Source organism: Nocardia sp. FDAARGOS_372 (assembly GCF_002554515.1).
Taxonomy (GTDB): domain Bacteria; phylum Actinomycetota; class Actinomycetes; order Mycobacteriales; family Mycobacteriaceae; genus Nocardia; species Nocardia farcinica.
In genome coordinates, this window is sequence record NZ_PDDW01000001.1 from 1,325,057 (window position 1) to 1,350,611 (window position 25,555).

The window sequence follows — 25,555 nt, forward strand, 5'->3', positions numbered from 1 at the left end:
CACCCATCGAGTGGACAAGCAGCCTCGGAATGCGCTTTCCAAGCTATGCTAGTCCCGAAGTTCGGTCAACCCCACCCGCATCGAGAGAACGAGGCACCAAGCCATGGCGGCTGTGAGATTGCAAGACGTCGCGGCCCGGGCGGGCGTCTCCCTGGCAACCGCGTCCCGCGTGCTCAACGGCTCGTCCCGGGTTCCCGGCGAAGGCGTCGCCGACCGGGTCCGTGCCGCCGCCGCCGAGCTGGGCTACGTGCCGAATGCCCAGGCCCAGGCGCTCGCACGGGCGTCGACCGGCCTCATCGGCCTCGTGGTGCACGACATCGCCGACCCCTACTTCTCCTCGATCGTCCAGGGCGTCCAGGCGGCGGCGCGCCGGGCGGGCAAACTCGTGCTGCTGGCCAGCACGCAACGCGACTTCGACATCGAACGCGAGTCGGTGAGCACCTTCATCTCGCATCGCGCCGACGCGATCATCCTCGCGGGCTCGCGCCAGAGCGGGGACCTCGACCGCGACCTCGAGAAGGAGTGCGCGCGGTATCTCGACAACAACGGCAAGGTGGTCGTGATCGGGCAGCCGTTGTCCTTCGGGGCCGCGGTGGAGCCCGAAAACCATGCGGCATCAGCCGAATTGGCGCGCGCACTGCTCGGGCAGGGGCATCGGGACTTCGCCGTCATCGGCGGGCCCGCGCATATCAGAACCGCCGTCGACCGGCGCAACGGCTTCGTCGAAGCGCTCGCGTGCCGGGGCGTGACACCGCTGGTGGAGATCGCGGGCGACTTCTCCCGCGACGGTGGCTTCAGCGCCGCGCGCCGCCTCGCCGCCGCGCTGGATCTGCGTCCCGGGCAGACCGGAGCCGCGGCGCCGTGCGTGTTCGCCGTCAGCGACGTGATGGCGATCGGGGCGATCGCCGCGTGGCGTGAGCTCGGGCTTTCGGTGCCCGACGATGTCTGTGTCGCCGGATTCGACGACATTCCGACGCTGCGGGATCACGTGCCGGGTTTGTCGACGGTCGCGCTGTCCCTGGTCGAGATCGGCGAGCGTGCCGTCGCGCTCGCGCTGGACGAGGCGGCGACGGCGGAGCGGGTCCACGAATTCGTGCCCGGTCGCGTGATCCTGCGCGGCAGCAGCGTGTCGCGCCGGTCCTGACCTGCGCCGATTCGAGACCCTTGACACTGTGGGTCCGGTCACACTAGCCTCGGGTCCAGCTTCGGAAAGCGCATTCCCGGCGGGTACCGTTCGAACCCCGCTCCACTACTAGCTTTAGGACTCCAGATGGCGGTAGTCACGTCCGTCGAGGCCGGTTCCTCCGCACCGAAAGCGACGCAACCCGTTCGCCCCCGGCGCCGAAAGCTCCCACCCCTGTCGAGCCTGTGGTCGACCGTGTGGCGGCCGCTCGCCCTGGTGGCGGCGCTCGTCGTCGCCTGGTGGGTCGTCACCGAATTCGAGCTCGTCGAGCCCTACATTCTGCCGTCGCCGGCGGAAACCTGGCGCACCACCGTCGACAACTCGGCCTACCTGCTCGAGAACACGTGGGTCACCACCTACGAAACAGTCGTCGGCTTCGTCATCGCCGCGTTGATCGGCGAGGCGGTCGCGCTGGTGATGATCTATTCGCGCAGTGTCGAGCGAACCATGTACCCGCTCATTCTCTTCGCGCAGGTCATCCCGAAAATCGCGATCGCGCCGCTGTTCATCGTCTGGCTCGGGTTCGGCACCAGCCCGAAGATCCTGGTCGCGGTGCTGATGGCCTTCTTCCCGATCGTGATCTCCGGTATGGCCGGCCTGCGCTCGGTGGACCCGGAGATTCTCGAACTCACCTCCACCATGGGCGCCGGCAACTGGAAGACGTTCGTGAAGGTCCGTTTTCCCGCCTCGCTGCCCCAACTGATGTCCGGGCTCAAGATCGCGGCCACCCTCGCGGTCACCGGCGCGGTGGTCGGCGAATTCGTCGGCGCCAACGAGGGGCTCGGCTACGTGATTCTGCAGGCCAACGGCAACATCGACACGGCCATGCTGTTCGCGGCCCTGATCATCATGTCCCTGCTCGGCATCATCCTGTTCGCGATCATCGAGATCGCCGAGCAGTTCCTCATTCCCTGGCACGCCTCCCGTCGGTCCACGGCCTCGGTCGTCGGCGGCGCATGAGCACGCCGACCCTTCGTATCACCGCCACAGCTGGAGAACTCGCATGACATTCCGTACTCGCACACGCACGACCATCGGCGCCGCGGCGCTGGCCTCGATCCTGGCACTGACCGGCTGCGGAGGCGGCGGCACCGAAGCGAAGGCGCCCGGCGCCGACGGCGCGACCACCGAGGTGTCGTTGATGCTCAACTGGTACCCCTACGGCGAGCACGCCCCGTTCTATTACGGGGTGCAGGAAGGCATCTTCGCCAAGCACGGCATCGACCTGAAGATCTCGGCGGGTCAGGGCTCGACCAAAACCGCCCAGGCCACCGGCGCCAACCAGACCGACTTCGGCTGGGCCGACACCCCGGCGGTCCTCAGCAATATCGACAAGGGCGTGAAGATCAAAAGCGTCGGCGTTTTCCTGCAGACCACCCCCTCGGCGGTGCAGGTGTTCGCCGATTCGGATATCCGCACCCCGGCCGACCTCGCGGGCAAGACCATCGCCGTCTCCGCCGGTGACGCGCCGACCACGACCTTCCCGATGTATCTCGACAAGGCAGGCGTGCCCGCCGACCAGGTGACTCAGCAGAGCCTCGACTCGGCGGGCAAGATGTCGGCGATGCTGTCGGGCCGGGTCGACGGGCTGATCGGTTTCGCCCACGACCAGGGACCGACGATCGCGAACAAGAGCGGCAAAGAAGTCCGCTACCTGCGGTATTCGGATCAGGCACTGAACTTCTACAGCAACGGGCTCATCGCCAACCAGGAAACCATCGCGTCTTCGCCCGAACTGGTGCAGGCCATGGTGGATGCGACCAGTGAGGCTTTCGCCGCCGCCGTCGCCGCGCCCGAGAAGGCCGTCGCCGCGATGGAGGGCAAGGATCCGCAACTGCCGCCGCAGTCGGTGTTGCTCGAGCAGTGGCAGCAGACCATCCCGCTGCTCAGCACGCCCGAGACCGCGGGCAAGGCGCCGGGAACCAACGTGGAAGCGAACTGGCGCGCCACCGTCGAGGTGCTCAGCGAGGCGAAACTCCTCGAGAAAGCCGAGGACCCGGCCAAATACTGGGACTCGGCATTCACCCCCGCCAGCCAGCCGTGACCGGAGCGAGGACGATATGAGCACACCGACCACCATCGCCGACACCGCGGTCGAGGTCGCGGACCTGACCGTCCGCTTCTCCTCCAACCGCGGCGAGGTCACCGCACTGCACGATGTGGATCTACGGATCGGCCGGGGCGAATTCGTCTCGATCGTCGGTCCCTCCGGCTGCGGTAAATCCACGCTGTTGAAAGTTGTCGCCGGGCTCACCGAGCCGAGCGAGGGCCGCGTCGAACTCGGCGGCGCCCCCGTGCGGGGACCGCAGCGCAATATCGGTTACGTCTTCCAGCGCGCCGCGCTGCTGGAATGGCGGACCGTGCGCAAGAACATCCTGCTCCAGGCCGAGATGCGCGGCATGAACAAGCGGGCCGCCGCGGCCGAATGCGCGCGTCTGATCGAGATGACCGGGCTCACCGGATTCGAGAACGCATTGCCGCACGAGCTTTCCGGCGGTATGCAGCAGCGGGTTTCGCTGTGCCGGGCCCTGCTGCACGAACCGGAAGTGCTGCTGATGGATGAGCCGTTCGGCGCGCTCGACGCGCTCACCAGGGAGCGGATGAACGTCGAACTGCATCGGATCTGGCGGGAAACGGGCACCACGGTGCTGCTGGTCACCCATTCGGTGGCCGAGGCCGTCTACCTGGCCAATCGGGTCGTGGTGATGAGTCCGCGGCCGGGTCGCATCGTCGAAGTGCTCGACGTCGACCTGCCCGCGCACCGCGAGTACGCCGCCACCATGGAGACGCCGGAATTCATCTCGGTCGCCAACCGGGTGCGGGATCTGCTCGGCGCCGCGGCGCACGCGGACTGATCCCACTGCCCTCCGATCACGGATAGGAAGACGTCTCGGTGCGGGTTCTGATCGCCCCCGACAAGTTCAAAGGCAGCCTCACCGCGTCCGAGGTGGCCGACCACGTGGCGCAGGGCTTGGCGTCGGCGGGCGTCGACAGCCGGCGCATGCCGCTGGCCGACGGCGGTGACGGGAGCGTCGACGCCGCCGTCGCCGCCGGGCTCGCGCCGCATCCGGTCACCGTGGCGGGTGCGGCGGGCACCCCGACCTACGGCCGGATCGCGGTCGGCGACGGCACCGCCGTGGTCGAGGTCGCCAACACCTGCGGCCTCACCACCCTGCCCAACGGGCGCCCACTGCCCCTGGACGCGAGCAGCCTCGGTCTGGGACAGGCCATCGCGCAAGCCCTGCGGCACCGCCCGCGGCGACTGGTGCTCGCCCTCGGTGGCAGCGCGGGCACCGACGGCGGCATGGGAATGCTCGCCGCGCTCGGCTTCACCTTCGCCGACGCGAGCGGCAGGCGACTGCGCGCCTGCGGACGCAGCCTGGCACGCGTCCACACCGTCGACGCGTCCCGGGCGATGCGGCTGTCCGGGGTCGACATCGTGATCGCCGGCGATGTCACCAACCCCCTGCTCGGCCCCACCGGCGCGGCGCCCGTCTACGCGCCGCAGAAGGGGGCGACCCCCGCCGAAGTGGCGTTCCTCGATGCCGGTCTGAACAACCTGGTCCGGGCCTTCGCCCGCAGCGGCTACCCGAACGCGGCGGCGGTCGCGGCCGTGCCGGGAGCGGGCAGCGCGGGTGGCATCGGGTTCGCGGCACTCCTGCTCGGCGGCACAGTCGTGTCGGGAGCCGGGTTCTTTCTCGACCTGCTCGAATTCGACCGGCAACTGCCCGAATTCGACTTGGTGGTCACCGGCGAGGGCAGCATCGACGAGCAGACCGCCCACGGCAAACTCCCCGCGGTGCTGGCCCGTCGCGCCCACCCCGTTCCGGTCGTCGCCGTCGCCGGTCGGAGCACGCTGCGGGCGGATCAATGGGGTTCGGCCGGGTTCAGCGCCGTGTATGCGCTGGGGGACTACACCGACGAGGACACCGCCGGTGACCCGGACCTGACCCGGAGGCTGCTGACCCACATCGGTCACCAGATCGGCCGAGCCGCCATCTCGACGGGCGTGGACGCGAACGCTGGGTAGCATGCGCTGATGAGTCCCGCTCGCTCATCAGTAGTCCTGTTCCACGGCGTCACCATGTCCGCGGCGGCGTGGGACGACGTCGTCCCGCACCTGAGCGACCACCACGACGTGTTCGCGCCGACCGCGCTCGGCCACCGGGGCGGACCCGCGGTGCGGCAGCGCCCGGTCCGGGTGCGCGACGTCGTCGACGCGGCCGAACGGATGCTCGACGATCGCGGTATCGAGCAGGCCCACCTCGCGGGCAACTCACTCGGCGGCTGGATCGCCATCGAACTGGCACTCCGCGGCCGCGCCTCGAGCGTCTGCGCCCTCTCACCCGCCGGCTTCTGGAACCCCGGCGGCCACGGGCAGACCGCCGCGGTTCGCAAACTGCGCCGCCTCGGCGCACTCACCCGGGCAACCCACCGGGTCCAGCCGCTGGTCTTCCGCTCGGCGACGATCCGCCGACTCGCCATGCGCGACATCGCCTGCCACGCCGACCGACTGACCCCGGCACAAGCACTGACCGCGGCGACCGACCTCGTCGAATGCGCCGCCACCGAAGACCTGCTCGCCACCGACGAGTACATTCCCGCCGTCCCCGACCTGCCGTGCCCGATGACCCTGGCCTGGTCCGGTGCGGACGCCATCCTGCCGCCCGAAGTCAACGGCCGCATCGCCCGGGAACGGCTGCCGCAAGCCCGCTTCGAGATCCTGCCCGGCGTCGGCCACGTGCCGATGATCGACGACCCGGAACTGGTCGCGGCGACCATCCTGGCCACCACCGGCGCGGTCCCGGGCCCACACCGCGCCTGATCGGGCGCACTGGTCGCGATCGTCGTCCGCTATGACACGGCCGGCTTGGTCATGGCGCCGGCGGACCCGCTGGCTGGGCCGCCCCGCCGGCAGAGTCGGCGAGTCGGACAGGCAGGCACGACCGTCCGAGCGATCCGGAAGGGGGCGGGGGAACGGTGGTATCGGCCGGTGATCTATACAGTTCTGTTGGTCTTCGTCGAGCAGAACAGGCAGGTTTTGGTATCCCGTGATCACCGGTGACATCAAGAACAAGGTCGACGCAGTCTGGGACGCGTTCTGGACAGGTGGCATCTCCAATCCACTCGAGGTGATGGAGCAGATCACATACCTGCTGTTCATCCGGCGCCTGGACGATGAGCAGACCCGCGCGCTGGAGCGGGCGAACCTGCTGGCGCAGCCGCTCGAGGGCAACCCGTTCCCGGAAGGGAACGACCCGGAGGGCCGGCCGTACAACGACCTGCGCTGGTCGGTGTTCCGGGACCGGCATGCCGAGGAGATGTTCGACATCGTCGCGAACCGGGTGTTCCCGTTCATCAAGGAGATGCGCGGCGAGGACTCCACGTATGCGCACTTCATGAAGGACGCCCGGCTCACGATCCCGAACCCTGGCATGTTGCAGCGGGTGGTCGATCGCCTGGACAAGGTGCCGATGGAGAACCGCGACACCAAGGGCGACATCTACGAGTACCTGCTCGCGAAGATCGCCTCCGCCGGCCAGAACGGCCAGTTCCGCACCCCGCGCCACATCATCGAGCTGATGGTCCACATGATGGCCCCGAAACCCGGCGACACGATCGTCGACCCGGCGTCCGGGACATGTGGCTTCCTGGTGGCTGCGTCGGAGTACATGCGCGCCCACCACGCGGACGCGATCAACTCGGGCGCCGGTAGGCACCACTACCACCACAAAATGTTCCACGGCTTCGACTTCGACAACACGATGCTGCGAATCGGGTCGATGAACATGCTGCTGCACGGCATCGAACAGCCCGACATCCGCTACCGTGATTCCCTCGCGGAGGCGAACACCGGTGACGCCGAAGCGTATTCGCTGGTCCTGGCGAATCCGCCGTTCGCCGGGTCGTTGGACTACGAGAACACCGCCAAGGATCTACAGCAGATCGCGAAGACGAAGAAGACCGAACTACTGTTCCTGGCGTTGTTCCTGCGCCTGCTCAAGCCCGGTGGGCGGGCGGCGGTGATCGTGCCGGACGGGGTGCTGTTCGGGTCTTCGAAGGCGCACAAGGAACTTCGCAGGATTCTGGTGGAGGACCAGAAACTCGATGCGGTGGTGAAGCTGCCCTCGGGTGTGTTCAAACCGTATGCGGGAGTGTCGACGGCGATCCTGTTCTTCACCAAGACGGACTCGGGTGGGACCGACCACGTGTGGTTCTACGACGTGCAGGCCGACGGTTGGTCCCTGGACGACAAGCGCAACCCGTTGCTGGAGACCGACAAGCTCGGTGCGCTCGCGGAGCTGTCGGATGACGAGCACGCGAAGAACAACCTTCCGGATGTGTTGCGGCGCTGGGCCGAACGCGACGGGGCCGAGCTGGAGCGGGCTCGGACGGAGCAGAGCTTCTGCGTGCCGAAGGATGACATTGCTGCACAGGGGTATGACCTGTCGCTGAATCGGTATAAGGAGGTCGTGCACGAGGAGGTCGAGCACAGGTCACCTACTGAGATTCTCGACGAGCTCGATCGGCTCGAGAAAGAAATCGCCGACGGCATGGCCCAGCTGCGGGAGATGCTGGCGGGTGGTGTGGCGTGAGTGGGTGGCCCGTTGTCGAGCTCTCGACAGTTGCTTCGCTTCCCCGTATACAACTTCAAGCGCGTGATATTGCCGACGGAACTATGTATTTGGGTCTTGAGCACATCGAACCTGGCGGGCGTCTGCTTGACCCGCATTTGATAACCGCAGGCGATGTTGCGAGCGCTAAGTTTGCGTTCGAACCCGGGGACATTCTCTATGGGAAGTTGCGACCATACCTGGCGAAGATCGCGATCCCCGACTTCTCTGGAGTCTGTAGCACCGACATTATTCCGGTTCGAGTAACTGACGTCATGGATGCTCGATTCCTGCTTCACTATCTCCGGCAACCACGGTTGGTTGACTGGGCGAATTCCCGGAGCGCCGGAGCGAATTTGCCGCGCCTGAGTCCGAAGGTACTCGCAGCCCTCCCGGTTCCGGTGCCGCCACTAGTGGAGCAGCGGCGGATCGCGGCGATCCTCGACCTCGCCGACGCCCTCCGCGCCAAGCGCCGCGAAGCCCTCGCCCGCCTCGACGAGCTGACCCAGTCGATCTTCATCGACATGTTCGGCGACTATTTGAACGGACGGCGTAATTGTGTCGTTCGTCCATTGTCAGAGGTTGTTAGATCTGGAACTATTGTCACCTATGGAATTGTTCAAGCAGGCGACGAATATCCGGGCGGTGTACCTTATATCCGCACTGGTGACATTGTGAATGGCGAGATTGTGAAGGATGCTCTGCGGCGGACGGACCCCTCGATCGCGGCGAAGTATGAGAGGTCGACTGTTCGGCGGGGCGACATTGTAATGAGTATTCGCGCGACAGTGGGTACCACCGCGATGGTCGACGACGAACTGGACGGGGCGAATCTCACCCAGGGAACTGCCCGCATAGCGCCGGGCGACGTTGTGGATGGTACCTATCTGCTGGAGTTCCTTCGGAATGCCAAGACTCAACATTGGATCTCGCGGCAGGTTAAAGGCGCGACTTTTCGAGAGATCACACTCTCGAGACTTCGGCAGCTGTCTGTTGTGCTGCCCCCGCTAGATCTTCAGCGTGAGTATGCGAACCACCTCGTTAAGCTGGCAGCCGTAAAGAGTCAGCATAGAACCGCGATTGTCGAATCAGACGCCCTCTTCGCCTCCCTCCAGTCCCGAGCTTTCCGAGGCGAACTGTGACCGCACCGGTCTCAGCAATGCCGGTGTGGTCCGGCTTCCTCACCCCGGTGCTGGAAGTGCTGACCGCTGGCAAGGTCTGGCAAGCGTGATCTGCATTCGGCGGTGGAGGATCATCTCGGGCTGACGGCCGAACAGCGGGCGGAGGTGTTGCCGTCGGGGCAGCGGCGTGCGGACTATCGGATAGGGTGGGCACTGCGCGGGTTGTATCGGGCGAAATTGGTGGATAAGCCGGCTTGTGCGACGTTCATTATCACGGAGGCGGGTCGCGCGCCGCTGGAAGCTCATCCGGGTGGGGGTCACCGAGAAGATCCTGAAGAGTTTACCGGAGTACCGCGATTACACGCCGTTGCGTTCGGTGTCGTCGAACGCAGGGCCGGCTACCGGCAGCGTGGAGGCAGACGAGGATATCGATCCTCTCGAGCAGATCGAGCACGGTGTCGAGCGCCTGCATGCGGAGGTCGCGGCCGATCTGCTTGTGTGGTTGCGTAGTCAGGATCCGGCGTTTCTGGAGCAGTCGGTGCTCGATGTGCTCGTCGCCATGGGGTACGGCGGCACGCAGGGCCGCGCGGTTCGGATCGGCGGCTCCGGTGACGGTGGGGTCGACGGTGTCATCGATCAGGATCCGCTGGGTTTGGAGCGAATCTATGTGCAGGCCAAGCGTTATGCGGCGGACAACACCGTCGGGCGGCCGGAGATCCAGGCATTCGTGGGCGCGCTGCACGGTGTCGGTACGGCTCGCGGGGTGTTCATCACCACCAACGCGTTCCCCTCGGGTGCGCGCGAGTACGCGCGGAGCATCGCCACCCGCGTCATCCTCATCGACGGTGAGCACCTGGCCAAGCTGATGATCCGCTACGGCGTCGCCGTCCAGACGCGGCAAACGTTCACCCTCGTCGAGGTCGACGAGGACTACTTCGAATGATCCACCGAAAGTGAGCGTGGAGCTCCTGATGGGAGCGTCGCTCGCTGTTCATTCCGACGAGCGGTGCGGGTTCTCGGCGGTCCACAGGGCGCTGATCGGCAGGGCGGCCAGCTGGTCGCCGAAGGGGAGTTGCTGGTCACCGCAGTACAGGACGAAACCTACGTGGAATCGGTCGCCGAGGCGCCGCTGTAGATGCCGCAGGCCGCGGAAATCCTCGGAGCGCACGGTTTCCGCCGCTTTCACCTCGATAGCGACGACTTGGCCTGCGTTGTTCTCCAGCAGCGCATCGACCTCGTGGCCGTCGCGGTCCCGGTAGTGGTGGAGCTGGGCCAGGGAGTGACTCCACGTCAGCTGACGGGTGAGTTCTCCGATGACGAAGGTTTCGAGGAGTCCGCCGGTGGTGGCGTCGTTGGTGATGCCGGCGAGCAGGTGGCCGGCCAGGCCGGAGTCGGTGAAGACGACCTTGGGGGTGGCCACGGCGCGCATGGTGGCATTGGCAGACCATGCGGGAACAAGGCGGACGAGGTAGATGAGTTCGAGGATCGCGACGTAATTGCGGATGGTGGAGGCGGGCATGCTCAATGCCGAGGCGAGCCGGTCGTAGTTCAGCAATCCGCCGCTCTGGGCGGCGAGGGTGACGATGAGGCGGCGCATATCCGCGGCTCGCTGGATGTCGGCGACCTGACGGATATCCCGGGTCATGATGTCGTCGAGGTAGGAACGTGCGAACTGGGCGCGGCGGCGGTCGCTGGTCCGGTGCACGGATTCGGGATATCCGCCGCGGGCGGCCAAGGCGAGATAGTCACGGCGCCGGAGTCCGGAGTCCGGGATCTCGAGATGGCGGCCGTAGGTGAACGCGGCGTCGATGAAACCGTCCGGTGCGCCCGAGATCTCGCCCTGAGACAGGGGGAACAGTTCAATGGTTTCCGACCGCCCCGGCATGGCGTCGGGGAGTGAGCTCAGGCCGAGTAGGCGGGCCGATCCGGTGAGGAGGAATCGTCCGGGTCGCGGGTCGCGATCGACGGTGTGCTTGATGGCCAGCCAGAGGTCGGGCACCCGCTGCACCTCGTCGATGAGCATGAGTCCGGGAGCGTCCAGGAAGGCGACGGGATCGTCCGCGGCGGCATCCCGGGTGCGGGGATCGTCCAGGTAGCGTTTGACGACATTCGGGTGGTCCTTGACGCAGTGTTCCGCCAGCGTGCTCTTACCGGTTTGGCGGGCGCCGTTGACGATCACCACGCGGGTATCTGCGAGAGCCTCTTTTACCAGTTCAGCCGCATGCCGCGGTAGGTAGTCGACTCCCATTCGCATGAGTTCCATGCTATCGCATTCTGTGGATCTGCCGAACCACTGATTGTGGATCTGCCGGATCTTCTGCTGTGGATCTGCCGGTGGTTGTACTGCGGATCTGCCGATACGAGCCTTGTGGATGTGACGACTACCGTCCTGGCGAGGGCCCGCAAGTCCACCGCGAGCCGTGCGGTATCGCCGATGAGGGAACCTGTCGGACCCCACCTGTAATGTTCATCAGCTCCGGGAACGCTCCGGCGCCTGTGCCAAGATCGAGCACGGAACAACACGTCACTGCGCACGCCGCACACGAGTTCGGAGAGGACCGCGGGGCCCATGGTGGGGAACTTCGACTTCCTGCAGGCCGAATGGCCGCAGCTGTATGCCGAGGCCAAGAAGGCCGAGCGCGACGCCCTGTTCGACCCGCGCACCACCTGCTTCTACGCGCGCCGCACCGTGGAGCACACGGTCATGTGGATCTATCGCGCGCAGAACCTGCCCGAGCCGTACAAGTCGGACCTCGCGGCCCGGATCCACGACGGCAAGTTCGTCGGGGTCGTCGGCCACGCACTCGTCACGAAGATGGACCTCATCCGCCGACTGGGCAACACAGCCGTCCACGACGCCAAGCCCGTGTCGAAGGACGCCGGCCACAAGGCGCTCGCCGAGCTGTTCCACATTCTGTCGTGGCTGGCCCGCACCTACGCGACCCAGCCGTCGAGCAAGCCGTCGCCGCTGCAGCAGTTCGACCCCGGTCGGCTGCCCAAGCCGGGTGGTGGTGCGGTCGTGGCGAAGACCGTCGCGCAGCTCGGCAAGCTCGAGGCCGAGCTGGCCGCCAAGGACGCGCAGCTCGAGAAGTCCGAAGCCGAGAAGCAGGACCTCATCGCACAGCTCAAGGCCCGCGACGAGGCCTCCGAGACGGCGGAACTCGAGAAGGCCAGCTACGAGCAGCTGATCGCGGAGTTGCGCGCCCAGATCCACGCCGCGCAGCAAGCGAGCGCCGCAACCCCCGACACGCACGACTACGACGAGGCGCAGACCCGGCGCGACCTGGTCGATCTCATGCTCCGTGAGGCCGGCTGGATGCTCGACCAGAAACGGGACCGCGAGTTCCCCGTCACCGGAATGCCCGACGGCAAGAACGGATTCGTCGACTACGTGCTGTGGGGCGCGGACGGTTTGCCGCTGGCGGTCGTCGAGGCGAAGAAGACATCCGTTGATCCGTTTGCCGGTCAGCAGCAGGCGAAGCTGTATGCCGATTGCCTCGAGCAGCAGTTCGGCAAGCGGCCGGTCATCTACTACAGCAATGGGTTCGAACATCACTTCTGGGATGACCTGCGCTATCCGCCGCGGGAGATCGCCGGTTTTCACACCCGTGACGAACTCGAGCTCCTCGTCGCCCGTCGGACGACGAGGAAGTCGCTCAGCGAGATGCCCGTACCCCAGGAGATCGCCGGTCGGCCGTACCAGGAGAGGGCGATCCGCGCCGTCACCGAGCGGTTCGAGGCCGAGAACCAGCGTGCTGCGCTCCTCGTCATGGCCACCGGCTCGGGCAAGACGCGCACCGTGGTAGCGCTCACCGACATGCTGATGCGCGCCAACTGGGTCAAGCGGGTGCTGTTCCTCGCCGACCGGAAGGCCCTGGTCAAGCAGGCCGTCGGCGCGTTCAAGACACACCTGCCGGACTCGTCGCCGGTGAACCTGCTGACCGACAAGAACACCGAGGGGCGGGTCTACGTCTCCACCTATCCCACGATGATGGGGTTGATCGACGAAACCGACGGAGGCACCAGGCGATTCGGCCCCGGCTACTTCGATCTCATCGTGATCGACGAGGCGCACCGATCGGTGTACCAGAAGTACCGGCACATCTTCCGGTACTTCGACTCGCTGCTCCTCGGACTCACCGCGACCCCGAAGGACGAAGTCGACTACAACACCTACCAGTTGTTCCACCTCGAAACCGGCGTCCCGACCAACGACTACCCGCTCGATGAGGCCATCGCCGACGAATATCTGGTCCCGCCGCGCGCGGTGGACGTCCCGCTGTCCTTCCCGTTGCGGGGAATCCGCTATGCCGACCTCACCGAGGAGGAGAAGAAGCGGTACGAGTCCATCGACTGGGGCGACGATGTCGCAGACGACGAGATCCCCGACGTCGTGCAGGCCGAGGCCGTCAACAAGTGGTTGTTCAACACCGACACCGTCGACAAGGTCCTCGAAACCCTGATGACCCACGGCCATCGCGTCGCCGGCGGCGACCGGCTCGGCAAGACCATCGTCTTCGCGAAGAACGAGCTGCACGCCAAGTTCATCGCCGACCGATTCGACGTGAGCTACCCGGAGTTCAAGGGCTCGTTCGCGCGCGTCATCACCCACTCGGTCAGCTACAGTCAGGACCTCATCGACAAGTTCGCCCAGCCCGACCAGGAACCGCACATCGCGATCTCCGTCGACATGCTCGACACCGGTATCGATGTCCCCGAGGTCGTGAATCTCGTGTTCTTCAAGCCGGTGCGGTCGAAGTCGAAATTCTGGCAGATGGTGGGTCGTGGCACTCGGCTGTGCCCCGACCTGTACGGTCCCGGCCAGGACAAGACCGATTTCTTCATCTTCGACGTCTGCGGCAACTTCGACTACTTCGAGCAGCACCCCGACGCCTCGGAAGGAGCACTCGCGCCGTCGCTCTCGCAGCGGCTGTTCACCACCCGAACCGAACTGCTCGCCGCTCTCGACAACTCCGGCGCATCGCAGGCGTTGCGGCGCGACACCGCGGACCTGCTCCACGGGCAGGTCGCCGGGATGCGACTGGACAATTTCATCGTTCGCACCCGGCGCCGTCAGGTGGAGAAGTACGCCGACCGCGCCGCCTGGGAATCCCTCACCGACCAGCAGGTCGCGGAGATCATCGACAATCTCGCGGACCTGCCCACCACCATCCGCGACAACGACGAGATGGCGAAACGCTTCGATCTCGTCGTCCTGCGCGGACAGCTCGCTCTCCTCGTCGCCGACGGTACCCTGCCGCGGCACGCCGACACGATCCGCAGCGTCGTGAACAGCCTTCTCGACGAGGGACTCACCATCCCGAAGGTGAAGGCGAAGGAAGAACTGCTGCGCGAGGTCGCGAGCGACGAGTGGTGGGAGGACGTCACCGTCGACATGCTCGAACACGCTCGGCGAGAGCTCCGTTCCATCGTCGGGTTGCTCGACAAGAAGAAGCGCGTCGTCGTCTACACCGACTTCACCGACACCCTCGGCGAGGTCGTCGAACGGGACATGCCCGAGATGCGGTCCGGTACCGATATCGAGCGGTACACGGCGAAGGTGCGTGACTATCTGCGCCGTCAGCCGGACAACCTGGCGCTGCAGAAGCTGCGATCGGGCAAGCCGTTGACACCGGTCGATCTGGAATCACTCGAGGAACTGCTGGCCCGCAGTGGCGCCGGCGAACCGGAGGACATGGAACGCGCCGTCGCCAACGCGCACGGACTCGGACGTTTCATCCGCTCCCTCGTCGGCCTCGATCAGCAGGCCGTGCAGGAAGCGTTCGCCGAGTTCCTCGGCGAACGCACCGCCACCGCAAGTCAGATCGACTTCGTCAACCTCGTTATCGGCCACCTCACCCGGCACGGCGAGATGGACCCGAAGCTGCTGTTCGAGCCGCCGTTCACCGACGCGGCGCCGCAGGGCCCGACGCAACTGTTCGCCCCCGAGCAGACGAAGCGGCTCCTCTGCGTGATTCGGTCGATCAACGAGTCGGTCGGCGCGAGCGCCTGACCGACCAGCTCGCCGGCAGAAGGACGAGATCCAGCAGGCGTGGCCACACGTCTGTGGACGGATCCTGCTCCGCGCCATCGGCGGCGACCGACCGAGATTCGGCGGGCGCGTGAACTCGAGAGCCATGACGATCCCGCTACCAGGCCCCACACCGAATTCGCGGGAATGCTGTGTCCGAAGGGGGACTTGAACCCCCACGCCCTTTACGGGCACTAGCACCTCAAGCTAGCGCGTCTGCCATTCCGCCACCCGGACCCGTGTTCTGTTGTCGCGCCGGATCGCTCGGACCGGCGGATCAAGATCATAAAGGACGGGGCGGTGGCGGCGTCAAATCAGGGCGGGGGTTGGGCGGCGGGTGGTGAGGGGGACGCGCCAGGTCTGGCCGGGGCCGATCGTGCGCTCCACGTCTTCGACGACGACGCGGATGGGGGCGGCGCGGCTGGCGTGCAGGCGCAGGTTCACGTGGGTGTGGGTGACGGTGACGGTGAGGGGTTGGCCGCGGTAGGAGATGGTGAATTCGGCTTCGTGGAGTTCGGTGGGCAGTACCGGGTGCAGGCGGAGGGTGTCGCGGCGGGTTTCTAGGCCGCCGTAGCAGCGCAGCACCATGTCGGCGGTGCCGGCCATCGCGCCGATGTGCACGCCTTCGCGGGTGGTGCCGCCCTGGGTGTCGGCGAGGTCGGCGGCGAGGGCTTGTTCGAACAGCGACCACGAGGCGGTGCGGTCGGTGCGGGCCAGCACCCAGGCGTGGGCGAGGCGGCTGAGGGTGGAGCCGTGGCTGGTCCTGGCGAGGTAGTAGGCGACGGTGCGGGGGATGAGTTCCGGTGGCAGGGCGTAGCCGAGGCGCTCGAAGATGTCGCGTAGTTCCTCGGCCGAGAACAGGTAGAACAGCATCAGCACGTCGGCCTGTTTGGAGAGTTTGTAGCGGTTGGTGCTGTCGCCTTCGGCCTGCAGGATGAGGTCGAGCCGTTCGATGTTGCCGTACTCGGAACGGTAGGCCGCCCAATCGAATTCGGCGAGATCCTCGTACCCCTCGAACTGGCTGATGATGCCGTCGCGGTGGAAGGGCACGCGCAACCGTCTGCTGATCCGGTCCCAGCGGGCGGGTTCCTCGGGGCGCAGCCGCAGCCGTTCGCGCAGCGGGGTGCAGTCGCGGCCGTCGAGCAGCTGCACGATGTCGCGAGCGCGGGCGAGCACCCAGGCGGTGAGGACATTGGTGTAGGTGTTGTTGCGCAGTCCGCCGCCGGGGGTGTCGGGGTAGCCGTCGTGGTATTCGTCGGGGCCCATCACACCGCTGATGTCGAAGCGGTCGTCGGCGGGGTCGTAGGTGGCCAGGGCGGCGAACAGGCGCGCCACCTGGATGACGATGTCGGCGCCGTGGTCGAACAGGAACCGCTCGTCGTCGGTGCTCTGGTAGTACTGCCAGACGCTGTAGGCCAGCGCCAGGCCGACGTGGTGCTGGCGGCGCGAATTGTCCGGCATCCACTGGCCGTTGCGGGTGTTCAGCAGTTCGGCGGGGGTTTCGTCGCGGCCGTCGCTGCCGCTCTGCCAGGGGAACAGGGCGCCGTCGAGTCCGGCCGCGGTGGCGGCCGCGCAGGCGCGGCGCAGGCGCCGGTAGCGGTAGAGCAGGAAGGCGCGGGTGAGTTCGGGGCGGCGCAGGGTGAGCATCGGGTAGACGAACAGTTCGTCCCAGAAGATGTGACCGCGGTAGGCCTCGCCGTGCAGGCCGCGGGCCGGAAGCCCGGCGTCGAGGTCGGGGTCGGCGGCGGCGACGGTCTGCAGGACGTGGAAGATGTGCAGGTTCAACGCCAGTCGGTGGGTGGTGCCGTCGTCGAGCCGGATGCCGAAGCGGTCCCACAGTCGCGCCCAGGCGGTGACGTGAGCGTCCAGCAGCGGGGCGAGGCAGGGGGCGTTCCTGATCCGGTGGGCGGCGTCGAGGGCGGCGGTGCTGACGGCGCGGTCGCGGGAGGTGCTCACGGCGGCGACCTTCTCGATGGAAACCGCTGTCCCGGAGTCGATGTCGAGGGTGAAGCGGTCGCCGGGGCACTGCTCGTCGGCCAGTGGGCTCCGGTCGCGGACGGTGGCCTCGGTGCGGGTGCGTATCGCGGTGGCGATGCGCACCCCCGACTGCCGGGTGACCGTCTCGTACAGCAGGGTTTCCTCGTCGGGACGGTGATGGGCGCCCGGGCACAGGTGTCGTCCGTCCAGTGGCCGGTCGGCGGCGACGTTGCGGTTGGCGACCCGGCCGTCGACACCGGATTCGATCACCACCTGCCCGCTCCAGTTCTCGGCCACCACGGTGACTTCGAGTGCCGCCAGGTGCGGGTCGGTCATGGAGTGGAAGCGGCGGGTGGTGACCTTGGTGCGCCTGCCCTGGCCGTGCCGGTAGTGGTCGATGGTGGTCAGCACGCCGGACCGCAGGTTGAGGTCCTGGTGGTGGGCCACCATCTCCGGAATGCCCGGCAGCAGCACCGGGCCGTCGGCGGGCCGCACGGTGAGGTAGGTCCAGTCCGGTGCGTTGACCATGTGCTCGGTCTCGACGTCGCGGCCGCCGATATGGGAGGTGATCCGGTTGTAGACGCCCGCCAGGTAGGTGCCGGGGTAGTGCACGGTGTCGGCGGTGCTGCCGGGATAGGAGCCGCGGCTGGCCCAGTAGCCGTTTCCGGTGGTGCACAACGCTTCCCGGGTGCCTTCCTGGGCGGGCACGAAGTCGTCGTAGATGAGGTTCCAGCCGCCGGGGCTGCCGTCGGTCGCACCGCCGCCCCATCGTTGCGCGACCGGAGGTGCGGGGCGGCCGTGGGGCGGGGCGAACGGCAGGTCGGCCAGATCGGTGACGACGACGTCGGCGCCCGCCTCCGCCAGCCCGGACGCGGCACCGGTGCGGTCCACGCCGACGACGAGGCCGAACCCACCCGTGGCCGCGGCACGGACACCGGAGGTGGCGTCCTCGAGCACCGCGGCGTCGATGGGCGCGACCCCCAGCCGGCACGCGGCCTCGAGGAACATCGCCGGATCGGGCTTGCCGGGCAGGCCGAGCCGTGCGGCGTCGGTGCCGTCCACGCGCACGGTGAACAGCTCAGCCAGGCCCGCGGCCGCCAACACGGCCGCACTGTTGCGGCTGGCGGTGACCAGCGCTGTCGGCACACCCGTCGCGCGCAGCCGGCGCAGCAGCTCGGCGGCGTCGGGGAAGACGCGGACGCCGTTGCGGTCGAGTTCGGCGGTGAACAGGTCCTGTTTGCGACGGGACAGCCCGGACACGGTCAACGCGCCCGGTTCGTCGTCGGGCTCGCCCTCGGGCAGGGTGATGCCGCGCGAGGACAGGAACTCGCGGACACCGTCCTCCCGGCTGCGGCCATCCACCCAGCGGCGGTAGTCCTCGACGATGTCGAATTCGGGTTCGTCGGGTCCGCGCACACGACCCAACGCCTCGTCGAAGAGCGTCTTCCAGGCTGCCGCGTGCACGGCGGCGGTGTCGGTGACGACGCCGTCCATGTCGAACACGACAGCGCCGTAGTCGTTCTGCGTTCGGCCCAGCGGAGCGGGTAGATGTTCCAGTCGCATCGGCAGGAGGAATACCCGGTTCGGCGGGGGATCGAACAGCCCGGCGGCCGCTCAGCCGCCGAGCACGGTGAGGAATTCGTCCGGCCTGCGACGGGGGGTCGGCACGTGGTACTCGTTGCCCGGCGCGACACCCACCCGGACGACGACCTGGGGCACGCCCGCCCGGCCCGCGAGATTCGCCAGCAGCTGCCGGGTGGTGGCCAGCTCGGTGATGTGGGTCAGCGGGCAGGTGGCCAGCCCGTCGGCCGTGCACTCCAGCAGGATCGCCGAGAGCGCTTCACCCGCGTGCAACCACGATGACACGGTGTCGCTGGCTGTGCTGAGCACCAGCAGTCCGGCGCGGTCGGGCTGGTCGCCGCGGCGGGCCGAGGGTCCCGCGGGCGGGAAGGGGCGACCGACCGGCACCCGAGCGGCCTCGTCCGGCGAGGCGAGGGCGTGGGCGGGGACGCCGTGTTCACCGTGCTCGTGGCCGGTCCACCAGCGCAGCTCGGCCTGGTAGGGCATGTCGTAGTGGCGCAGGGCGGTGGAGTGTTCGGAGGCGGCGGCCAAGCGGGCCGGCGCGGTTTCGTCGAGGACGCCGACGGTCACGTCGTGCGGGTCGGCGAGTTTGCGGGCGAGGTGTTCGAGTCCGCCGAGGTCGGGTGGTGGATCGAGGGGCAGCCGGTCGGTGCGGCGGTGATCGATCGCCTCCGCCCGGACTCGCACGCCGGGCGGCGGGTCGGGCCAGGGTCGGAAGGTGAGGGCGGCCAGGAGGTCGGGTCGGTCGGGTGCGGGCAGCCGCTCGGTGTCGGTGTGCCAGCCCGCGGCGGCGAAGGCGGTGCGCACGTGGTGCAGCATCGCGCCGCAGCTGATGACCAGCTGCCTGCCGTTCGGGTCGGCGGCGTCGAGCAGCCGGTCGTCGTCGCGGAACAGGCGCAGTTCCCGGCCGTCGAACTCCCACCGCCACGGCTGGGTGTTGTGCAGCGACGGCGCCCTGGCCGCGCGGCGCATGACCGCGAGCAAGGTCTGCTGGTCGGGCACCGGAATCGGAGCGCGCGCATCGTGGTCGGTCATGTGTTCCAGTGTGGTCCGTGCCCGTCGGGTCGGGCCAGGGTCGGATCGTCCCGGTCGCGGGCCGACCGGCCCTGCCCGAAGGGACCGTCGACTCTAACGGCGGCTCACCGCTCGTGGACGACCAGGACGGGGCAGTGGGCGCGTCGAACCAGGATATGGGCATTCGGCGTCGGGGACTTTTCTCCCCGGGGATCATTCGTGCGGCGGTTCGCCGGTGACGAGGTGATCGGCCTGGTTGAGGCCCTCCTGCACCAGGCGCGCGACGTGCCCGCCGCGCAGCCGGTAGATGACGCGCCGACCCTCGCGCCGGGTGTCGACCAGGCCGGTGAACCGCAGCTTCGCCAGATGCTGGCTGACCGCGGTGCGCGCCGCCCCGCAGGACTCCACCAGCGCGGTCACATCGGCTTCGCCGTGGCTGAGCAGCCACAGCAGGTGCAGGCGGGTCGGGTCGGCCAGCATCTGGAAGATGCCCGTGGCGGCTTCGAGGCGACGGTGATCGGGCGAGACCGGGTGGCGCAGGCTGGCGCGGGACGCCGGCTCGCCTGCCACGCGCTCGGCCATCGCCCTCACCACTCTCATCGTCTCGCCGGAACCGCTCCGATCGGCGGGCCCGCCGGCCACAGGCGGGCGGCGGTGCTGGTTGCGAGTGTAGCCAGCACCGCCAGCAGGCCGGCCGGCACGGCGTGGCCTGCCCGGACGCCGAGCCATCCGGCGATCGGGTAGGTGAGCAGGAAACACGCGTGCGAGAGCGAGAACTGGGCGCTGAAGACGGCGGGTAGCTCGGACTCGCCGGCCTGGGCGCGCAGCAGCCGCGCCGCGGGCGTGTTCACCAGCGCGGTGCCCACGCCGATCGCGAACCAGCAGCCGCCGAGTACGCCCCATCCGAGGCTCGGGCGGGTACCGATCGCCAGCCATCCCGCGGTCACGGTGAGCGCGATGGGCACCAGGGCGGCGCCGGTGAGCATGAGGGTCCGGTCCGTGCACGTGCGCAGCAGCCGGGGGACGAGCAGTGCGGCCGTCATCGAGCCCGCGCCGAAGGAGCCGGTCGCGAGCGCGACACCGACGTCGGTGCCGCCGAGCACGTCGCGGACGTACACGACGGTGTCGACCAGCACGAGCGCGGTTCCCGCCGCCACGGTCATGTTCATCGCGAGCAGGCCGCGCAGCACCGGCCGCGTCGTGAGGATCCGGGCGCCCGCGAGGATGCGGGAGGTCAGCGGTTGCGGTCGGACGCAGGCCGGGGCGGGCAGCGGCGTGGTCGTCACCAGCAGTGCCGAGACGGCGAAACCGCCCACGGTGCCGAGGAACAACCAGTGGTAGCCCGCCACGGTGAGGACGGCCGCGGCGAGCAGTGGCGACAGCAGGGCTTCCAGGTCGTAGGCCAGCCGCGACAGCGACAGGGCGCGGGTGTAGTCGCGCTCGTCCGGCAACACCGCGGGGATGATCGCCTGGAAGGTGGGCGTGAAGGTGGCCGAGGCCGCTTGCAGGACGACGATGAGCGCGTAGATCTGCCAGACCTCGTCGACGGCGGGCAGCAGCAGCGCGACCGTCGCGCGCACCGTGTCGGCGGCGACGAGGATCGTGCGGCGCGGTAGCCGCTCGGTCAGCGCCGTGATCACCGGCGCGACACCGACATACGCGGCCATCTTGATCGCGAGCGCGGTGCCGAGCACCGCGCCCGCGGCGGAACCGGCCAGGTCGTAGGCGAGCAGCCCGAGCGCTACCGTCAACAGCCCCGTTCCGGCCAGCGCCACCGCCTGCGCGGCGAACAACCGCCGGAACACCGGGTGAGCGAGCACGTCCCGCACCGAACCACCTCCCACCACGAGACTATGTGTGCGCACGTGCGCACGCAATAGCCCGCACCGGCTGGTCGTCTGCCGGGCCGCCCATCCGGTCGCGCGCCGAACGGCTACCCGGACGGAACGCCCGATCCGTGTCGGCGCGACGATGCGTCCGATCCGCGCCGGCGGTCGGCGGAATCGGTCGGCGACGCGAAAGCTGTTGGCGGCAGGACGATTACCACGCTTCGATCAGCGCGTCCGGATGCTCACGCCGATACCATTCCCGGCTGAGCCGGTCGAGCCGCGCCGCGGCCGCGATACCGCGCACCCCGGCGATCCGCCCGTCGCGAACCTCCAGGACGGTGGCACCCACGACCCGGTCCGCCGCCACGAACAGCAGGGCCGGGCAGCCGTTGACCACCGCGGCATGCACCGAGACCGGACCGCCCGCGAGGCGTCGCTTGGCCGGGGACGCGCGGAACCCCGCCCGGACCGCGTCGGCGATCCGCACGGGATCCGGAAAGCGGATGAGCGTCCTCGCGCGGCCGAGCGCGCCGTCGGAGACACCGGTCGCGTCGTCGGTAAGCAGGGCCACGAGCCGGTCGGTGCGCCCCGACGCCGCGGCGGCGACGAACGCCTCGACGATCCGGCGCGCCGAGGCCGGCTCGATCACGCGCGGGGTGCGTTCGGCGGCGAGCCTGCGCCGGGCCCGGTGGGCGTGCTGTTGACTCGCGGCTTCGGTGATGTCGAGGATGCCGGCGATCTCGGCGTGACTGTAGGAGAAGGCCTCACGCAACACATACACCGCCCGCTCGATCGGGGAGAGGCGCTCCATCAGCATCAGCACGGCCAGGGTGACCGATTCGCGCTGCTCGACGGTGTCGGCCGGACCCAGCATCGGATCGCCGTCGAGCAGCGGCTCCGGCATCCAGGTGCCCACCGCGCGTTCGCGCCGTACCCGCGCCGAGCGCAGCCGATCCAAGGCCAGGTTGGTCACGATCTTGGTGAGCCACGCCTCGGGCACCTCGATGTGATCCGGGTCCGCGGCCTGCCACCGCAGGAACGCGTCCTGCACCGTGTCCTCGGCGTCGGCGGCCGAGCCGAGGAGCCGATAGGCGAGGGAGGCCAGCCGGTTGCGGCTGGCCTCGAATCGCGCCACGGTGGCGGTGTCCATGCGGGCGAATCTAACCCGCGCGCACCGGCGAGTGTTCCGTAAACTCCGCCGAGCGGTATCGGCGCCCGGGCATGCCGAAGGTCGGGTGGCTCAGAGCCCAGGCGGCCACGTCGAGGATGGACGACTTCACCCGAGCCGCCGGACGGCCGCGCAGCGCAACCGGTTTCGATACGCCGCGGGCGTCGACCGGCTGATAGATCGCGTCCTTGCGACCGAGGCTGATGTGGTTGCCGACATAGGTCATCGCGATCTCGGGAATCTCACGGCCGGTGTGATCCCCGATGAGCGCGGCGGTCGCCTGCTTGCTGGTCGGTCCAGCGGACGCGCACGACATCGGCAGCGGCCGCCCGTTCTCACCGAGGACGAAGACGCTGTCCCCGGCCACATAGACGTCCGGGTGCGAGACCGAGCGCAGTTGGCGATCGACGGTGATCTGCCCGTTCGGCTCCACCGCCAAGCCGCTGTCGGCGGCGATCGGATGCACGGCGAACCCCGCGGCCCACACCGTGGCGTCCGAGTCGAACACGGTGCCGTCGACGGCGATCGCCGCCGACTCCGTGACCTGCGCGACGGGGGCGTGTTCGTGAACGTCGATGCCGAAGCGGTCGAAGGCGCGCCGCAGGTGCGTTCGTGCCTTCGGGCCGAGCCAACCGCCGAGTTCACCTTGCGTCACCAAGCTCACCCGGAGCCCGGGACGTGATTCGGCGATCTCGGTGGCGGCTTCGATCGCGGTGAGATTGCCACCGACCACCAGCACCCGCCCGGTCCCGCCCAGCTCGTCCAGGCGGTCGCGCAACCGGAGCGCGGCCGGACGGGCCGCGACGTGGTACGCGTGCTCGGCCACGCCGGGCACGTCGTCGACGGCGGCGGTGCTGCCGAGGGCGTAGAGCAGGCTGTCGTAGCCGATCCGGTCGATGCCGGTGTCGTCGACCACCGTGACCGCGCGGTGATCGGGATCCAGGCCGGTCACCCGCGCCACCCGCAGCCGGATGCCGGTGCCGGCGAACACCTCGGTGAGTGGACGGTGCCGGAGTTCCTGCCCGGCGGCGAGCTGGTGCAGGCGCAGCCGCTCGACGAAATCCGGCTCGGCGTTGACGACCGTGATCTCGAAGTCGTCGGCGTGCAATCGGCGGGCGAGGTACCCGGCGGAGAAGGCTCCGGCGTACCCGGCCCCGAGGACGACGATGCGATGCTTCATGAGTTCGCTCCTGTCTGGTTCGCGTGTTCCCTGAACGAGACAGCGCGCCGTTTCCTGACAGCCGGCGTCGGTGACGTGCGTCACCGGCTTCGGTACCGTCGGGGCATGGGCTTCCTGTCCGCCGGTTCGGCCCGCCTGGTCGGGCGCGCGAGCCGCGCCGGGTGATTCCGCCCTGCGGCGCCGACTGGTAGAACTGGCTGCGGCCGTAGAGCGCGTTATGCGGCCGGGGTGCCGGGCGCTGCCGCCCGCCGAGCGAGAGGCTGGTCCGTGGACAAGGACTCCTTCCGGAAGCTGTTCGACCTGAGCGGGCGGACCGCGATCGTCACCGGCGGCACCCGCGGGATCGGCCTGGCCATCGCCGAGGGATTCGCTTGCGCGGGTGCGAATCTCGTCGTCGCCAGCCGCAAGCCGGAGGCGTGTGAGCAGGCCGCGGCGCGGTTGCGCGAGCTCGGTGCGCAGGCCGTGGGCGTGCCGACCCACCTGGGCGAGATCGACTCGCTGCGAGCGCTGGTCGACACCGCGGTGTCGGCCTTCGGGGGCATCGACATCGTGGTCAACAACGCGGCGAACGCGCTCGCACAGCCGCTGGCGACGATGGCGCCGGAAGCCGTGGACAAATCCTTCGGCGTCAATGTGCAGGGCCCACTGTTCCTGGTGCAGGCGGCGCTACCGCATCTGCGCGCCAGCGAGCACGCCGCGGTGCTCAATCTGGGCTCGGTCGCGGCCCTGCAGTTCGCGCCCGGACTGTCGATGTATGCGGCGGGCAAGGCGGCACTGCTGTCGTTCACCCGGGCGATGGCGGCCGAGTTCGCCGCCGACGGCATCCGCGTCAACGCGATGGCGCCGGGCGCGGTGAACACCGACATGGTGCGCAAGAACCCGCCGGAGTTCATCGCGGCGATGGCGCAGGCCCCGCTGCTGCGCCGCATCGCCGAACCCGACGAGATGGTCGGCGCCGCGCTGCTGTTGTGTTCGGACGCGGGCAGTTTCATCACCGGCCAGACCTTCCTCGTCGACGGCGGCACCGTCGCCCGCTGACGCCGCGACAAGGGACGGCCGTGTCCGGCCCCGAACTACTCTGCGCGGGACAGCACCGCGACCAGGAACTCCGAATCCTCGGTGAAGGGGCGCAGATCCCAGGTGGACAGCAGCACGTCGACGGCGAAACCGTGCAGGGTGACGTCGGCGAGGAATTCGGCGAACTCGTAGCCGCGGCCCGCACCGAAACCCACGACCGCCCGGCCCTCCGGCGCGAGGTGCCGGGCGAAACCACGCAGCACCGCACCGCGGGTCTCGGGCGCGACGAAGGTCATCACATTGCCCGCGCACACGATGGCATCGAAATCGGCGGCGACACCGCGCGCCGGCAGATCCAGTTCGGCGAGGTCGCCGACCAGCCAGGTCGGCCCCGGATGGTCCGCCTCGGCGGCGGCGATCAGCTCCGGGTCGACGTCGACGCCGACCACGGTGTGCCCGACCGCGTAGAGGTAGCCGCCGAGCCTGCCCGGCCCGCACCCGGCGTCCAGCACGCGCCCGCCGCGCGGCAGCATCGCATCGATCAACCGCGCCTCGCCCACGATGTCGTGTCCCTCGGCGGCCAGATTCCGGAACCGCTCGACATAACGGCGGGAATGGGTCGGATCGGCGGCGGTGATCTCCTCCCACTTGCTCGGAATGCGCTCACCCTGGTTGTCCATCGTCGCGTCCTCCTCGGGTCGGCCACCGGTTCGCACCCCGGTCTCGCCGCATCGTCGCACACCGCGGGCGATCATCGGCGCCGCGCCCCGGAACGGGTGCGGCGCCGCGATCGCCGGTGCGGGTGGGACGGCCTTACACGGCTCGTGGCTCGCGCGGCGG

At 68.6% G+C, this 25,555-nt stretch carries 19 protein-coding genes, 1 tRNA gene and 1 pseudogene; 12 read left to right on the forward strand and 9 right to left on the reverse strand.

Annotated features, from left to right (window positions below):
- The first annotated feature begins 103 nt into the window (after window positions 1–103).
- From CRM89_RS06700 to CRM89_RS06740, 10 genes and pseudogenes are all read left to right on the forward strand, one after another.
- Window positions 104–1,144 carry a LacI family DNA-binding transcriptional regulator gene (locus CRM89_RS06700; protein ID WP_098083498.1) on the forward strand — a complete coding sequence of 347 codons (1,041 nt, stop codon included), beginning with the start codon at window positions 104–106 and terminating at the stop codon, window positions 1,142–1,144.
- 126 nt (window positions 1,145–1,270) lie between these two features.
- Window positions 1,271–2,143 (forward strand): ABC transporter permease, encoded by an 873-nt coding sequence (locus tag CRM89_RS06705; RefSeq protein WP_011209288.1) that lies wholly within the window; start codon window positions 1,271–1,273, stop codon window positions 2,141–2,143.
- Between the two features lie 43 nt (window positions 2,144–2,186).
- Window positions 2,187–3,227 (forward strand): ABC transporter substrate-binding protein, encoded by a 1,041-nt coding sequence (locus tag CRM89_RS06710; RefSeq protein WP_098083499.1) that lies wholly within the window; start codon window positions 2,187–2,189, stop codon window positions 3,225–3,227.
- Between the two features lie 16 nt (window positions 3,228–3,243).
- The gene (locus CRM89_RS06715) at window positions 3,244–4,038 is read left to right on the forward strand and encodes an ABC transporter ATP-binding protein (RefSeq protein WP_011209290.1); all 795 of its coding nucleotides are present in this window, start codon (window positions 3,244–3,246) and stop codon (window positions 4,036–4,038) included.
- Between the two features lie 38 nt (window positions 4,039–4,076).
- Window positions 4,077–5,213, forward strand: a complete 1,137-nt coding sequence (locus CRM89_RS06720; protein ID WP_098083500.1) for a glycerate kinase — start codon at window positions 4,077–4,079, stop codon at window positions 5,211–5,213.
- Between the two features lie 9 nt (window positions 5,214–5,222).
- Window positions 5,223–6,008, forward strand: a complete 786-nt coding sequence (locus CRM89_RS06725; protein ID WP_098083501.1) for an alpha/beta fold hydrolase — start codon at window positions 5,223–5,225, stop codon at window positions 6,006–6,008.
- Window positions 6,009–6,234: 226 nt separating this feature from the next.
- A complete protein-coding gene (locus CRM89_RS06730) occupies window positions 6,235–7,779 on the forward strand; it encodes a class I SAM-dependent DNA methyltransferase (RefSeq protein WP_098083502.1) in 1,545 nt (514 codons plus the stop codon).
- 83 nt (window positions 7,780–7,862) lie between these two features.
- Window positions 7,863–8,939: a restriction endonuclease subunit S gene (locus CRM89_RS06735; RefSeq protein WP_098083503.1), complete on the forward strand. Its 1,077-nt coding sequence runs from the start codon at window positions 7,863–7,865 to the stop codon at window positions 8,937–8,939.
- Between the two features lie 144 nt (window positions 8,940–9,083).
- Window positions 9,084–9,155: pseudogene (locus tag CRM89_RS31585) on the forward strand (hypothetical protein); the annotation flags it as partial.
- A 73-nt stretch (window positions 9,156–9,228) separates the two neighbouring features.
- On the forward strand, window positions 9,229–9,861 hold the full coding sequence (locus tag CRM89_RS06740) for a restriction endonuclease (RefSeq protein WP_229435011.1): 633 nt from the start codon (window positions 9,229–9,231) through the stop codon (window positions 9,859–9,861).
- A 48-nt stretch (window positions 9,862–9,909) separates the two neighbouring features.
- Here CRM89_RS06740 and CRM89_RS06745 read toward each other — a convergent pair whose 3' ends face one another.
- The gene (locus CRM89_RS06745) at window positions 9,910–11,376 is read right to left on the reverse strand and encodes an ATP-binding protein (protein WP_229435013.1); all 1,467 of its coding nucleotides are present in this window, start codon (window positions 11,374–11,376) and stop codon (window positions 9,910–9,912) included.
- A 111-nt stretch (window positions 11,377–11,487) separates the two neighbouring features.
- Here CRM89_RS06745 and CRM89_RS06750 point away from each other — a divergent pair, with 111 nt between their 5' ends.
- Complete coding sequence (locus CRM89_RS06750; protein ID WP_098083505.1) at window positions 11,488–14,931, forward strand: DEAD/DEAH box helicase family protein; 3,444 nt, start codon at window positions 11,488–11,490, stop codon at window positions 14,929–14,931.
- A gap of 171 nt (window positions 14,932–15,102) precedes the next feature.
- On the opposite strand, the gene CRM89_RS06755 is transcribed toward CRM89_RS06750, so the two are convergent.
- The 7 genes from CRM89_RS06755 to CRM89_RS06785 all read right to left on the reverse strand — a co-directional run bounded on the left by CRM89_RS06755 (window position 15,103) and on the right by CRM89_RS06785 (window position 23,698).
- Window positions 15,103–15,186, reverse strand: a tRNA-Leu gene (locus CRM89_RS06755).
- A 72-nt stretch (window positions 15,187–15,258) separates the two neighbouring features.
- Window positions 15,259–18,489 (reverse strand): beta-phosphoglucomutase family hydrolase, encoded by a 3,231-nt coding sequence (locus CRM89_RS06760; RefSeq protein ID WP_098083506.1) that lies wholly within the window; start codon window positions 18,487–18,489, stop codon window positions 15,259–15,261.
- Between the two features lie 51 nt (window positions 18,490–18,540).
- The gene (locus CRM89_RS06765) at window positions 18,541–19,542 is read right to left on the reverse strand and encodes a hypothetical protein (protein WP_098083507.1); all 1,002 of its coding nucleotides are present in this window, start codon (window positions 19,540–19,542) and stop codon (window positions 18,541–18,543) included.
- Window positions 19,543–19,734: 192 nt separating this feature from the next.
- A complete protein-coding gene (locus CRM89_RS06770) occupies window positions 19,735–20,103 on the reverse strand; it encodes a metalloregulator ArsR/SmtB family transcription factor (protein WP_106427525.1) in 369 nt (122 codons plus the stop codon).
- Window positions 20,104–20,117: 14 nt separating this feature from the next.
- A complete protein-coding gene (locus CRM89_RS06775) occupies window positions 20,118–21,386 on the reverse strand; it encodes an MFS transporter (protein ID WP_305778345.1) in 1,269 nt (422 codons plus the stop codon).
- 175 nt (window positions 21,387–21,561) lie between these two features.
- Window positions 21,562–22,500 carry a sigma-70 family RNA polymerase sigma factor gene (locus tag CRM89_RS06780; protein WP_098083509.1) on the reverse strand — a complete coding sequence of 313 codons (939 nt, stop codon included), beginning with the start codon at window positions 22,498–22,500 and terminating at the stop codon, window positions 21,562–21,564.
- 10 nt (window positions 22,501–22,510) lie between these two features.
- Complete coding sequence (locus tag CRM89_RS06785; RefSeq protein ID WP_098083510.1) at window positions 22,511–23,698, reverse strand: NAD(P)/FAD-dependent oxidoreductase; 1,188 nt, start codon at window positions 23,696–23,698, stop codon at window positions 22,511–22,513.
- A 267-nt stretch (window positions 23,699–23,965) separates the two neighbouring features.
- On the opposite strand from CRM89_RS06785, the gene CRM89_RS06790 reads away from it, so the two are divergent.
- Entirely contained in the window at window positions 23,966–24,736 is a 771-nt protein-coding gene (locus CRM89_RS06790; protein WP_098083511.1) for an SDR family NAD(P)-dependent oxidoreductase, read from the forward strand.
- 35 nt (window positions 24,737–24,771) lie between these two features.
- Here CRM89_RS06790 and CRM89_RS06795 read toward each other — a convergent pair whose 3' ends face one another.
- On the reverse strand, window positions 24,772–25,395 hold the full coding sequence (locus tag CRM89_RS06795; protein WP_011209304.1) for a bifunctional 2-polyprenyl-6-hydroxyphenol methylase/3-demethylubiquinol 3-O-methyltransferase UbiG: 624 nt from the start codon (window positions 25,393–25,395) through the stop codon (window positions 24,772–24,774).
- Window positions 25,396–25,555 lie beyond the last annotated feature (160 nt).

Excerpts from the sequence above, each read along its gene's own strand:
- CRM89_RS06770 (WP_106427525.1), bottom strand. The coding sequence starts at position 20,103 with ATGGCCGAGCGCGTGGCAGGCGAGCCGGCGTCCCGCGCCAGCCTGCGC.
- CRM89_RS06715 (WP_011209290.1), top strand. The coding sequence starts at position 3,244 with ATGAGCACACCGACCACCATCGCCGACACCGCGGTCGAGGTCGCGGAC.
- CRM89_RS06705 (WP_011209288.1), top strand. The coding sequence starts at position 1,271 with ATGGCGGTAGTCACGTCCGTCGAGGCCGGTTCCTCCGCACCGAAAGCG.
- CRM89_RS06795 (WP_011209304.1), bottom strand. The coding sequence starts at position 25,395 with ATGGACAACCAGGGTGAGCGCATTCCGAGCAAGTGGGAGGAGATCACC.
- CRM89_RS06760 (WP_098083506.1), bottom strand. The coding sequence starts at position 18,489 with ATGCGACTGGAACATCTACCCGCTCCGCTGGGCCGAACGCAGAACGAC.
- CRM89_RS06710 (WP_098083499.1), top strand. The coding sequence starts at position 2,187 with ATGACATTCCGTACTCGCACACGCACGACCATCGGCGCCGCGGCGCTG.
- CRM89_RS06700 (WP_098083498.1), top strand. The coding sequence starts at position 104 with ATGGCGGCTGTGAGATTGCAAGACGTCGCGGCCCGGGCGGGCGTCTCC.
- CRM89_RS06725 (WP_098083501.1), top strand. The coding sequence starts at position 5,223 with ATGAGTCCCGCTCGCTCATCAGTAGTCCTGTTCCACGGCGTCACCATG.
- CRM89_RS06780 (WP_098083509.1), bottom strand. The coding sequence starts at position 22,500 with ATGGACACCGCCACCGTGGCGCGATTCGAGGCCAGCCGCAACCGGCTG.
- CRM89_RS06765 (WP_098083507.1), bottom strand. The coding sequence starts at position 19,542 with ATGACCGACCACGATGCGCGCGCTCCGATTCCGGTGCCCGACCAGCAG.
- CRM89_RS06750 (WP_098083505.1), top strand. The coding sequence starts at position 11,488 with ATGGTGGGGAACTTCGACTTCCTGCAGGCCGAATGGCCGCAGCTGTAT.
- CRM89_RS06785 (WP_098083510.1), bottom strand. The coding sequence starts at position 23,698 with ATGAAGCATCGCATCGTCGTCCTCGGGGCCGGGTACGCCGGAGCCTTC.
- CRM89_RS06735 (WP_098083503.1), top strand. The coding sequence starts at position 7,863 with ATGTATTTGGGTCTTGAGCACATCGAACCTGGCGGGCGTCTGCTTGAC.